This is a genomic window from Rhodococcus sp. 008, assembly GCF_001682295.1.
Classification (GTDB): domain Bacteria; phylum Actinomycetota; class Actinomycetes; order Mycobacteriales; family Mycobacteriaceae; genus Rhodococcus_F; species Rhodococcus_F qingshengii.
Genome location: NZ_CP012749.1, coordinates 4379571 through 4392158 on the forward strand (window position 1 = coordinate 4379571; position 12588 = coordinate 4392158).

At 62.2% G+C, this 12588-nt stretch carries 9 protein-coding genes and 1 riboswitch; of the genes, 6 read left to right on the forward strand and 3 right to left on the reverse strand.

The window, feature by feature from the left end; translation table 11 throughout:
• Positions 1-281: 281 nt before the first annotated feature.
• Complete coding sequence (locus tag AOT96_RS20310; protein ID WP_231917264.1) at positions 282-749, reverse strand: hypothetical protein; 468 nt, start codon at positions 747-749, stop codon at positions 282-284.
• 67 nt (positions 750-816) lie between these two features.
• On the reverse strand, positions 817-2937 hold the full coding sequence (locus tag AOT96_RS20315; protein ID WP_003940878.1) for an MMPL family transporter: 2121 nt from the start codon (positions 2935-2937) through the stop codon (positions 817-819).
• 71 nt (positions 2938-3008) lie between these two features.
• A riboswitch (cobalamin riboswitch) is annotated at positions 3009-3154 on the forward strand.
• Positions 3155-3270: 116 nt separating this feature from the next.
• Between AOT96_RS20315 and AOT96_RS20320 the strand changes: the two genes are divergently transcribed.
• The 4 genes from AOT96_RS20320 to AOT96_RS20335 are packed head-to-tail and all read left to right on the forward strand — an operon-like array spanning position 3271 to position 6882.
• Entirely contained in the window at positions 3271-4266 is a 996-nt protein-coding gene (locus tag AOT96_RS20320) for an ABC transporter substrate-binding protein (protein WP_029254958.1), read from the forward strand.
• Positions 4263-5303, forward strand: coding sequence for a FecCD family ABC transporter permease (locus AOT96_RS20325; protein WP_065352194.1), 1041 nt, complete (start codon positions 4263-4265; stop codon positions 5301-5303). The genes AOT96_RS20320 and AOT96_RS20325 overlap by 4 nt, the downstream gene beginning before the upstream one ends.
• Positions 5300-6115, forward strand: a complete 816-nt coding sequence (locus AOT96_RS20330) for an ABC transporter ATP-binding protein (RefSeq protein ID WP_372450864.1) — start codon at positions 5300-5302, stop codon at positions 6113-6115. The genes AOT96_RS20325 and AOT96_RS20330 overlap by 4 nt, the downstream gene beginning before the upstream one ends.
• Positions 6112-6882: a (2Fe-2S)-binding protein gene (locus AOT96_RS20335; RefSeq protein WP_065352195.1), complete on the forward strand. Its 771-nt coding sequence runs from the start codon at positions 6112-6114 to the stop codon at positions 6880-6882. Before AOT96_RS20330 ends, AOT96_RS20335 begins: the two co-directional genes overlap by 4 nt.
• 31 nt (positions 6883-6913) lie before the next feature.
• Here the strand turns inward: AOT96_RS20335 and phoA are convergent, their stop codons facing one another.
• Positions 6914-8446, reverse strand: a complete 1533-nt coding sequence (gene phoA, locus AOT96_RS20340; RefSeq protein ID WP_003940796.1) for an alkaline phosphatase — start codon at positions 8444-8446, stop codon at positions 6914-6916.
• 268 nt (positions 8447-8714) lie between these two features.
• Between phoA and AOT96_RS20345 the strand changes: the two genes are divergently transcribed.
• Positions 8715-12002 (forward strand): error-prone DNA polymerase, encoded by a 3288-nt coding sequence (locus AOT96_RS20345; protein ID WP_007727426.1) that lies wholly within the window; start codon positions 8715-8717, stop codon positions 12000-12002.
• Positions 12003-12236: 234 nt separating this feature from the next.
• Complete coding sequence (locus AOT96_RS20350) at positions 12237-12584, forward strand: hypothetical protein (protein ID WP_007727425.1); 348 nt, start codon at positions 12237-12239, stop codon at positions 12582-12584.
• The last annotated feature ends 4 nt before the right edge of the window (positions 12585-12588 follow it).

Sequence of the window (12588 nt, forward strand, 5' to 3'; positions counted from 1 at the left end):
CCAAGTCTGACGAAATCAGCTTCGGAGAACATCGCCCTGCGGAGCGATTTAGACGATCGGGCAGTCATCCTCGAGGACGACTGCCCGATCAGGGAAATCCACTAGGTCTGTTGCTGAAGAGTTTCGGGCGCAGTGGGGTGCGCGCTCGTCCTTGCGTCGCGTGACGTGATTTCGGATGAGATGTGGGCGGCCGTTGTTCCGAGGGTGTGAAGGCCATGCGCCGTCCGCCAGTAGACCGGCGCACCATCGTCGAGGCGATGGAGTGGCCAGGCCGGCAAACCCTAGGCCGGTTCAGCGCCCGACAAGTCCTCGACCGCATACGGGGTCGTTCCTTCGAACAGAACACCGATCCCGAAAGGATCGGCCATCTCGAGCCTTGACTCAGCGAACCGCAGCAGCCAGGTTCCGTCAGCCCAGATCACCGCCTCAGGTTCGCCGAACAGTGACTCCGTGGCGTCCAACTCCACGAGTTCGGAGTGGCGGAGGCCGAACTGTGGCCCACGCAGCTGTTGACGCAGGTAATCGGCGGCGACTTCGGCAAACTCACCGAACCGGGCCATCACGGTCGCAGCGAGCGCACACACCGCAGACTCCGGCACGGTGGCCGGCTCGATAACCAGACTCACCGGCCTGGAGTCACCGACCCCCTGGACATCGATGATCGATGTCCAGCACGCCAACGAATCGTCCGAGTCGACACGCGAAAACACTGCTGAGCCGACCACAACACTCTCAGGTAAGTCATCCACGACCCCTAGTCAAACACGGCTCTCCGCAGGATCCCAGGCACTCTTCAGCGACATGATCCAGTCGCGATCAGTGGCCGATGCCGACCTTCGCGTGAACCTTTTTCATCCACACAGGAGCCCACCAGTTCGCTTCGCCCATCAACTTCACGAGCGAGGGCACGAGCAACATGCGGATGATGGTCGCATCGACGATCAGCGCGACGATCATGCCGACGCCCAGGAACTTCATCACTGACAGCCCTGACATTGCGAAGGCCCCCGTCACCACTATCAGGAGTAAGGCGGCAGCCGTCACGATGCGGCCGGTGCGCTCGGTTCCGAACTTGACCGCTTCCTCTGTCGTCGCTCCCGCGTTCTTGGCCTCGACCATCCGTGACATCAGGAAAACCTCGTAGTCCGTGGACAATCCGAAGACCACCGCCAGGATGAGCACGACAAACGTAGCCTCCAGCGGAGTTTGACTGACCCCGAGGAGTTCGACGCCGTGTCCGTCCTGGAAGACGAAGGTGAGGACACCGAAGGTGGTCGCGAGGCTCAGGGCTGCCATCAGCACCGCCTTGATCGGCAGCACCACCGAACCGAACGCGAGGAACAACAGGATCAGTGTGGATCCGACCATGATGAGGATCATCACCGGTAGCCAGTGCAGGACGGCGTTGTTGCCGTCGTCGACCATGGCTTGACCGCCGCCGACAAGCAGCACCGTTCCGTCGGGAGCGGAGATCGCACGCAGATCTGTCACTGCGGCGCTCTGTGATTGGGGTGTAGAGCCCTCGCTGTAGAGAGCCTGAACCGCGACGAGTTGATTGGTGCTCGCGACGACGGTCGCCTGACCGATGCCCTCGACTTGACCGGCGGACTCGGCGATCGCTGCACCTTCGGCCGGGGTGAGAGTGTTCCCGTCCTCGGCCTGAAGGATCATCGTTGCGCCGTTTCCGGTTTGCGGGAAGTCGTTGACCAACGTGTCCATTGCAACGCGAGCGGGGTCGTTGTCCGGTAGTGCGGTGTACGAGAGCTCTCCCAGCCGGGCGCCGAGCAGCGGCGAGGCCATCACGAGCAGCACAGCCACGATTGTCACCGAGACTGCGACCGGACGCTTCATCACCCACGTGACGACGCGGCCCCAGAACTTGCGCGAGCGTTCCTCGCCGCGTTGCGCCGCATCCTTGCGCCACGTCAGGGCGTTGATGCGATGCCCCAGAATGGCAAGTAGCGCAGGCACAGCGGTCAGCGACAGGACGGCCGCGCTCAATACCGCAGCGATCGCGCCGAAGCCCAGAGACCGGATGACGGCCTGGGGGAATACGAGCATGCCGCTGAACGCACAGATCAGCAGTAGACCCGAGAACATGACGGTGCGACCCGCCGTCAGAACTGTCCGCTGAGCAGCCGCTCCCGGGTCCGAGCCCGAATTCAGTTCTTCACGGAACCGACCGACCACGAACAGTCCGTAGTCGATGGCCAGTCCCAACCCGAGAAGAGAAGCGACGTTGATCGAGAACGAGGACACATCGGTGATCAGCGTGAGGATTCGCAGAACCGCCAAAGCACTCAGGACACTGAGTACACCCACGAACACGGGCACGGCAGCAGCGACGATGCCGCCGAAGATGAAGACCAACAGCACCAGAGTGATCGGAATGGCGATGGCTTCGGCGACCACCAGGTCCTTCTCGAGCTTGGTGTTGAATGCGACGCCGACGACGGTGTTACCCGCGAATTGTGCCTCGGCACCTTCGACTTCGAGCTTCGGCAGGAGATCGGCGAAAGTGGCGGGCGTGACGCCCGAGTCCGGTGCCAACGTGATCGCAACGGCCGCCATGGATCCGTCGTTCGAGAGCAGGCTGGCCTTCGCTGCGGCGTCTGTTCCCCAATACGATTTCACCGAAGCGGTCGGCACTTCGGTTTTGAACTGGTCGACGGCGGCTGTCACTGCCGGCCCGATGTCGTCCAGAGTCTTGCCGTCCGTGGGCGAGTAGATCGCGATGATGTCCGGGGTCTGCGGTCCGAGATTGTCTTCGATGATGTCGGCGACCTTCGCGGAGTCGCTGCCCGGATCGATGAAGCCGCCCTGGCTGAGCTTGCCGAACACTCCGAGTCCCCACACCCCACTGATGAGAACTATCAGAACCGCCAGGCTCAGTACCCACCATTTCCGGGCGACGACGGTTTGGGCCCAGCGTGTCATGTATCAACTCCGGTGTGTGGGGGCGTCTGGCCAGATCGACTGTAGTGGGCGTTTGGTCTTGAATCGGAAACGTCATGCATACTGCTCGAAGCACTTGCAAGCCACGCGTGTGGGGGAAGCCGGTCCGAATCCGGCGCTGACCCGCAACGGTAGGTCGATTCTCGGTAGTCACCGAGTGTCGGCAAGCCCGATTACCCGCCGCGCGGTGTGCGACATCCATTCGTCGTGGTCTACGAAAAGGAAGTCCAGCAGGAGCTCTGGCCGAGGATCAGCGTGCGGGCGGAGTTGTCTGTCGGATTCTCATTCGTGGCTCAGAGCCCTTACGAGGTCCCCGTGTCACTTCAGTTCTCCCCGTCCCGCGCCGCCGCTGTTCTCATCGCGGTCGCCTTGGTTTCGGCAGGTTGTTCCAAAGGTCAGGAATCAGAGTCGGCGTCTGCTGCGGAATCCTTCGCACAGCCGGTGTCCGTGACCAACTGCGATCGCGAGATGACCTTCGATTCGCCGCCGCAGCGCATCGTGTCTTTGAACGGACACGTCACCGAAGCCCTCATCGAGATCGGCGCGGGTGATCGGATTGTCGGGCGGGCGTACAGCGACAACCCGCCAACTGCCGAGACCGCCGATGTATTCAACAAGATTCCCAGCCTTTCCGATACGTTCCCCAGCATGGAGCAGGTCCTCGACGTCGATCCGGACTTCGTGGTCGGAGGAATGACCAGTGCCTTCAACGAGAAGCAAGGCCGTTCCCGAGACGCTTTCGGCGAGCGCGGAATCAACACCTTCCTCTTCTCGGAATACTGTGGCACCGGTTTCCCCGACATCGGATTGCTCGAGAACGACTACACGCAACTCGGTCGAGTCCTGGGCGTCGAAGATTCCGCCCGCGAGGTCGCAGAGGAGATCAGCGATGGTCTCGATTCCGTCCGCGCTTCGGTCGGAGACGCGGCGCCGGTACCGACCTTCTTCTACGACAGCGGTGACCAGGTTCCGACGACCATCGGCGGAGTCGGCGTCGGTCAATTGGTCGCGGAATACTCCGGCGTCTCGAACATCTTCGCCGAAGGGACAAAGCCCTACATCGACGCATCGTGGGAAGCTGTTGCCGAGCGTGCACCCCAGGCAATCGTGGTCATCGACTACGGCGACAAGACCGCCGAGCAGAAGATCGACTTCCTCCGTGCCCAGCCGTTGATGGCGACCACCCCTGCTGTGCAGCAGAACCGGTTCGTCGTGGTTCCTCTCGCTGACCTGTTCGAGAGTTCACGGTTGGTGCGTTCGGCACAGACCATCGCAACAGCCTTCCATCCAGGCGCTGACGCGGCGAAGTGACCCGCACGCGTTACGGGTACGGCGCCCTGCTTGTCGGCTTGGCGGTCGCCTTGGCGATCGTCCTGGGGTTGGCCGTCTCCTTGGGATCGGTTCGCATTCCCGTCGGTGACGTCTGGGCGATAGTCGGAGCCCGTTTGGCGCCAGGGACTTTCGAGACGTGGTGGACCGCGGCGCGGGAGTCGATCGTGATCGACTCCCGCCTGCCACGTGCACTCACTGCCGCGGTAGTGGGTGCTTCGTTGGCCATGGCAGGTGCAGTTGCTCAAGCTGTCACCCGTAATCCGCTTGCCGATCCGTATCTGCTCGGAGTCTCGTCGGGCGCAGGATTCATGGTGGTTTTGGTTACGGTTCTGGGGATCGGAGCCGGAATGCTCGGCGTATTCACGATTCCTGTTGCCGCGTTCATCGGAGCGATGATTCCGTTGTTCCTCGCGTTGCTGATTGGTGGTAGATATCCGCAGCCGACTGCAATCATTCTTGTGGGTGTTGCGCTCGGACAGATATTTTCGGCATTGATCACTTTTTGTCTCTTGGTGATTGCAGACGAGCGTCACATCACTGGAGTTATGCATTGGCTCGCCGGCGGATTCGGTGATGCACGATGGTCGACGCTGATCTTCCCGACGATCACACTGGCCGTCGTCGGCACAGCCCTTCTGTTCAGTTCGCGATGGATGGACGTTTTGCAGACCGGTGACGACGGGGCTGCTGCACTCGGTATGAACGTCCGACGGTTCCGTGTGTTGTCCTTGCTCGCGGTCTCCGTACTGGCGGGCGCAGCAGTCAGCGTTGCCGGTGGAATCGGTTTCATCGGTCTGCTGATCCCGCATCTGGCCGGCTTCATCGTCGGCACCAGAGCAATTCGACTGCTCCCTGCTGCAGCCCTGCTGGGCGCCGTCGCGATGGTTGCCGCGGATACCGCTGCGCGCTCGGTGGCACAATCCACTGAAGTTCCGGTCGGAGTGATCACGGCCCTCGTGGGTGCACCGATCTTCGTCTGGATGCTCTACCGGCAGTATCGGAGGCTCGAACAGTGACACAGGCCAGAACAGTGACACTCCCGAAAGACTCCGAAACTGCGCCCCTGCTCGAACTCGTCGAGACCCGGGCGCGGCTCGGAAATCGCGAAGTGTTGCGCGGCATCACTTTCGCAGTCAAGTCCGGTGAAATATTGGGCTTGGTCGGGCCGAACGGCAGTGGCAAGACGACGGCGCTGCGCTGCTGCTACAACGCTTTGACGCCGACAGGTGGCGCAGTTCTGATCGATCAAGTCGACTCGACGACGCTCTCGCGTAAGGACATCGCCCGAACTGTCTCGGCAAGTGTTCAAGAACCCACTGTCTCGGCAGGACTGTCGGTTCGTGAATCGATCGCGCTCGGACGAACTCCGCACCGCAGCTGGTTGGACCGAAGCACGGAGCGCGATACCGCCATCGTGGACCGGTGCATCGAGCAGGTCGGTTTGGTCGAGCTTGCCGGACGAGACGTATCGACCCTGTCGGGTGGTGAGCGGCAACGTGTCTCGATAGCTCGCGCATTGGCTCAGGAGCCCAAGGTTCTGTTGTTGGACGAGCCGACCAATCATCTCGATCTTCGTCACCAGTTGATCGTGATGGAACTGCTTACCGAACTTGCGTCGGCGGGGCTCGCAGTTGTGGTCACGATGCACGATCTACGGTTGGCAGTCGAGTACTGCGACAACCTTGCCGTGCTCACCGAAGGTGAACTCCGCGCGTGTGGGTCTACGGTCGAGGTGTTGGACGAGCCGTTGTTGGCCGAGGTTTTCGGCATCAGGGCGCGAGTCGAACGCGGAGTACGTCCGCGGATGGAGATATTGGGGCTGGCATGACGGAATCGGTGGCCGGGATCTACGCCCGTATGGCAGTAGCTGTGCCGTTCTTCGACAACCTGAGCGCGTATCCGGATACGGTGCCCGCGGTGTTGATGACCGACCCCCAGTGGTTGGCAGCACGTGTCGCCGATACGGCAGAGCGATGGGGGAGTGCGGACAGTCGAGTGAACGGCACGTTGTGGTGGTACTCGGCCAGCTCGACGCTGACCGGCATTCCGATCGGAACCGGGATGGTCACCGGGTTCGCGGCCGATCCATCGTTGGACGGTGGGCGGATCTTCGTGCGTGACAACGGCTATCTGGGCGGTTTTGCTGCCGGATCGGTCATTCCGATCTCGCGGAGTGTGGCGGAGTTGGGCCACGCGATGTTCCGCTCGCTCAATCCCGTGATCGAGGTACTCGCCGAGGTGTCCGGCGTTCGGCAGCAGGCGCTGTGGGCGATCACGACGGACTCCATCGCCAATCGCAGCCTCGATGCCGCCGGTAATGCGGGGGAGCGCGGAAGTGCATTTGCGGCCGGTCTGATCGAAGTTCTCCGCGGTGAGAACCCGGGCGTTCCGGTCCCGCGTTTCGTGGACGTGGATCGCGGAGAATCTGCTGTGCGCGTAAGTAATCCATTGACGCCGGTGGCATTCGGGCGACGCAGATTCACGCAGCGGGCGTCGTGCTGCCTGATCTACGAGGTACCCGGTGAAGGCAAATGCACCAGTTGCCCGAAGCTCGCACCCGAAGATCGGGTGCGCGCCTTGGCTGCTCTGGTGTGACTGTGGGTGGGCGGATTCAGGTGTTATCGGATCAGTGAGCTGCGACCTTGGAACGGTCGAGTCCCAGCGCGTCGGTCATCGTGAAGAACAGGTCGGTCTGGTCCGTGAGACCGCTGACGTTGGCCGCATGCGGGCCGAAAGCTGCTACGCGCAACTGAGTTCCGGTGTGTCCTTCGGACTCGACGGCCGGATCCTCGGACGTTCCGTAGCTGATCGTCATCTCCGAGCCGTCCTTCGTGGTCAGCTTGCGGGTCAGTCCGGGGTAGACGATTTCCTGGGCGCGCTCGACCGGGATGTTCTGGTCCTTGGCGATGGTGGCGATGTCGTCGGCGCTGACATTGGTGACGATCTGGCTGGTGTGAGCGTGGTCGGCTGTGACGATGACCAGGGTTTCTCCGTCGGTCTTCGCAAATTCGAGTGCCTTCTGCACAGCTTCGTCGAGGTCGACGGTTTCACCGATCTGACCGCATGCGTTGGCTGCGTGATCCTGCTTGTCGATCGAGGCACCTTCGACCTGGAGGAAGAATCCGTTGTCGTTGACCTTCAGTAGGTCGATGGCCTTCTGAGTCATGTCCGCGAGCTTGGGTACGTCGGAGGTTCGCTTGGGGTTGTCGACGCAGGTTTCGGCGGGCTGCAGGTAACCGTCGCGGGTGGCGACGGATCCTTCCCAGCGGACGGGCATGTTGCCGTCGGCGAACAAGCCGAGCACGGGTGCATCCTGATCGGCCTTGCCGACCTCGTTCATCTCGGCGGCGTTCTTCACCAGCTGGTAGCCACGGGCGGCGGCCTGCTCATTGAGTGTCTTGCCCTGCCAGTCACCGGCTTTCGCGGTCTCAGCGAAGGACTTGGCGCCGCCGGCGAAGGTGACGTCGGCGCGGGTGTCGAGGAGTTGTTCGCTGATCGACCCTTTGCCGCCGTTCTCGAGGGCGTTCTCCGGGCAGGACTTGGACGTTGCCTCCGGTCCGTAGCACTTGCGGCCACTGACGTGCGCGACCTGCACTGCGGGGGTGGCGTCCTGCACCTCGGCGGTGGAGACGTTGCCGGTGGCCTTGCCGTTCGCCTTGGCGATCTCGAGGACGGTCGACTGGGCCTGACCCTTGATGTCGACGGAAATCGCGCCGTTGTAGGTCTTGGTGCCGGTGGACCATGCCGATCCGCTGGCTGCGGAGTCGGTGACGTAGTCGGGCTTGCCGTCCTTGGTCAGTGCGTAGTGCGTGTACTGGCCGGTGATCGGCAGGGCGTCGAGGCCGGGGAAGCTGCCCGCAGCGCCTTCGGCGTAGTTGCGTGCGGCGGTGATCTCCGAGTCGCCCATGCCGTCCCCGATCAGGAGGATGACGTTCTTCGCGCCGGAGGCATTGACGGCGTCGCGCACTGCGGCCGACTGATCACCGTCGATGCGACGAGCGCCACCGTTCGAGGACAGTTCGCCGGTCGCGGCGCGATCGACGGTCGCGCCGTTCGAGCCGGTGGCCTCGTCGGCGCTGCTGCTGCAGCCGGCAGCGGCCAGAACGGCGACGGCGCCGGCGACGGCCGTCAACCTACGTGTGTTGCGCGAGAACGACATACGAGTAGTACTCCTGGAAACAGTATGGATGGAGATTATGAACGCCGCTAATGATCTGGGGCGAAAGTGAACGGAGTGCAGACATGCGTACATCTGAATGTGACGAGACGGTGAGGGTTGAGATTCGCTCTGTTGACTGTGGGTGAGTGACCTGTCAGACTGAATCTGCATCGAACATCAGTTCGATGCATGTGGTGCGTCTTCCCTTTCGGCATCCTCGAGCAGTCGGTCGTCCCTGACGGCCGACTCGATCAGGTGCGAGGTCAGCGTGGGTTGGGGAAATGGGCCGCCGACGTGGTCCGAGATGGAACGGGTGCTTTCCGGACGACCCGGCCGTGTGGAACATGAGGATTTGTTTCCGGGCGATGGAAGCGACAGCCCCGCCTGGTCAAGAAAGCGCGGCGAGTACCACGCGGGCGAGCTCACCCGTGGTGCCGGTGTAATTCCTTACGCAGAACTGCACGCTCACTCGGCCTTCAGTTTCCTCGACGGTGCATCACCGCCGGAAGAGCTGGTCGAGGAAGCAGTGCGTCTCGGGCTCGAAGCTATCGCCGTCACCGATCACGACGGCTTCTACGGCGTGGTGAGGTTTGCGGAAGCCGCACGTGAATGGGGAATGCGCACCGTGTTCGGGGCCGAGTTGTCTCTGGATTCGGTACCCAGAACCGGCACGGCAGATCCCGGTGGAACGCACCTCCTGGTACTTGCCCGTGGGCAGGAAGGGTATCGCCGGCTCTCGCGGGAGATCGCTGCCGCGCATCTGGCGGGCGGCGAGAAGGGCAAACTGCAGTACGACTACGACGTGCTGACCGAAGCGGCCGGTGGCCACTGGCAGATCCTGACCGGGTGCCGGAAAGGTCATGTGCGGCAAGCCTTGACGTCGGGTGGTCGCGAAGCAGCGGCGGATGCCTTGGGGGATCTGGTCGAGCGTTTCGGGGCGGAGCGAGTGTCGGTGGAACTCACTCATCATGGGTTGGCGGAGGACGACGAGCGCAATGCCGTTCTGGCCGAATTGGCGAGAGAGCATGGACTACGTACGGTGGCGACCACCGCCGCGCACTTCGCCGCTCCTCCGCGTCGACGCCTCGCCATGGCAATGGCGGCTGTGCGGTCGCGTCAAAGCTTGGACGAGGCAGCAGGATGGTTGGCCCCTACCGGCGGAGCGCACCTGCGGTCCGGCGCGGAGATGGCGGCACTGTTCTCGCTCTATCCCGAGGCTGTCAGTGGTGCCGCCGATCTTGGTCGTGAGTGCGCTTTCGATCTCAAGCTCATCGCGCCCAAATTGCCACCGTTCGACGTGCCAGCCGGGCATACCGAGGCGTCGTGGTTGCGTGAGCTCACCATGGTGGGGGCGCTGGAACGCTACGGACCGCCGGAAGGTGCACCGAAGGCATACGAACAGCTCGAACATGAACTTGCCATCATCGAGGGATTGAACTTTCCCGGATATTTCCTGGTGGTGCATGACATCGTGTCGTTCTGCAAGAACAACGACATCCTCTGTCAGGGAAGAGGTTCCGCTGCGAACTCGGCGGTGTGTTACGCGATCGGCATCACCAATGTCGATCCGGTTCGCAACAAACTGCTGTTCGAGAGGTTTCTTGCGCCTGAACGTGACGGCCCGCCGGACATCGACGTGGACATCGAGTCCGACCGCCGGGAAGAGGCGATCCAGCACGTGTACGCGAAGTACGGGCGTACGTATGCCGCGCAGGTAGCCAATGTCATCACCTATCGAGGAAAGTCGTCGGTGCGGGACATGGCTCGGGCGCTGGGCTTTTCGCAGGGCCAGCAAGATGCGTGGAGTAAGCAGGTCGGCCGGTGGGGTGGTATCGACAAGAATGCGGATACCGATATTCCGCGTCCGGTACTCGAACTGGCGGCGCAGATCGAAGGCTATCCGCGGCACCTCGGTATCCACTCCGGCGGAATGGTCATCTGTGATCGTCCCATCGCCGACGTCTGCCCGGTGGAGTGGGCGCGGATGGCCAATCGTAGTGTCCTGCAATGGGACAAGGACGATTGCGCTGCCGCTGGGCTGGTCAAATTCGATCTGCTCGGCCTCGGCATGCTCTCCGCTTTGCACTACATGATGGATCTGGTGGCCGAACACAAAGGCATCACAGTCGATCTGGCGCAACTCGATCTGTCGGAAACGGCGGTGTACGAGATGCTGCAGCGGGCAGATTCGGTGGGGGTGTTCCAAGTGGAATCACGTGCGCAGATGGCGACACTGCCGCGTCTGAAGCCTCGAAACTTCTACGACCTGGTAGTCGAGGTCGCGCTCATCCGTCCGGGGCCGATTCAAGGCGGATCAGTGCATCCGTACATTCGTCGGCGCAACAAACTCGAACCTGTGTCCTACGACCATCCGTCGCTCGAGAAGGCACTCGAACGCACGTTGGGGGTTCCGCTGTTCCAGGAACAGTTGATGCAGATGGCCGTCGACGTTGCGGGCTTCACGCCGTCCGAGGCCGATCAATTGCGTCGGGCAATGGGATCGAAACGCTCCACCGAGAAGATGGAACAACTGCGCGCGAGGTTCTATCAGGGCATGCGAGACCTACACGGCATCGGTGACGAGGTTGCCGACCGGATCTACGAAAAGCTGTATGCATTCGCTAATTTCGGTTTCCCGGAAAGCCATTCACAGAGTTTTGCCGCGCTGGTCTTCTACTCCTCGTGGTTCAAACTTCATCATCCCGCTGCGTTCTGCGCCGGACTTCTGCGCGCGCAGCCCATGGGTTTCTACTCGCCGCAGTCCTTGGTTGCCGATGCGCGCCGGCACGGAGTGCAGGTACACGGTGCAGACATCAATGTCAGCCTCGCGCATGCCACCGTCGAGGCAGGTGGATTCGAGGTTCGGCTGGGGCTGGGGGAAGTGCGCAACATCGGCGATGCACTCGCCGAGAAAATTGTCGAACAGCGCGACCTCGGTGGACCGTTCACGTCGTTTCTCGATCTGACCGGGCGGGTGGAACTGACTACCGCACAAGCTGAATCGCTGGCGACCGCCGGTGCGCTAGCCAGCTTCGGTATCTCGCGTAGAGAAGCGCTGTGGGCAGCGGGCGCTGCGGCGGGGGAGCGCCCCGACCGCTTGCCCGGTATCGGTGCGTCGGTCACAGCTCCCACCTTGCCCGGCATGAGCGACGTCGAATTGGCGGCGGCGGATGTCTGGGCGACAGGAGTATCTCCCGACACGTACCCGACACAATTCCTCCGCCCACAGCTCGACGCGCTCGGCGTGGTGCCGGCGTCGAGACTTCTCGACATCCCGGACGGTGACCGTGTGCTGGTGGGGGGAGCAGTCACACACCGGCAGCGTCCGGCCACAGCTGCGGGCGTCACGTTCATCAACCTCGAGGACGAAACCGGCATGGTCAACGTCGTGTGTTCGGTGGGGTTGTGGGCAAAGTACCGAAAATTGGCAAATACGGCGCCGGCGTTGCTTATTCGAGGGAAGGTGCAGAATGCAGAAGGCGCTGTCACCGTCGTGGCAGACCGGATGCAGCTGATGGATCTGCGAGTCACGGCCAAATCGCGAGACTTCCGTTAACGCCTGATTCTGGCCACCGTGTTAGTGCCGAGAGACAGTTTTGTGCCGAGAGGACAAATGTGGAGCTCAACTCTGACCTCCGAGCATATGGTGCGGGTCACATTTGCTCCCTAGGGTTGTCGCTTGAGCGCGATCGATTCACCACACGCAGCCGCGGTCAGTTGCCTTGCGCGTGAATATCGTCGCCTTCCAAACGCGCTGAACCAAAAGCACTTCGAGTCGAAGAGGAACTTCATGAGCACAGCGATTCTCGTCGCACACGTACACCCCGCCGATCCGTCTTCGGAGGATGCGTTCAACCGCTGGTACGACGACGTGCATATTCCGCAGGTCGTCGAACGAGTGCCCGGAGTTGTCTCCGCCTCCAGATTCTTCCTGGCGGATGTGCAGTTGCTGCCCGAGGATGCATTGCCCGCGCGCCGCTACCTGAGCATCTATCAACTCGACACGGAAGATCTCGCGGGCACCGCGCAGGCGTTGGGAAGTGCTTTGGGCGACGGAACTCTCGACATGTCCGAGGCCATCGCGACCACCGGCGACACCGGACCCGAATTGCTTTTCTACGTCCCGACCGAGAATTGAAGGG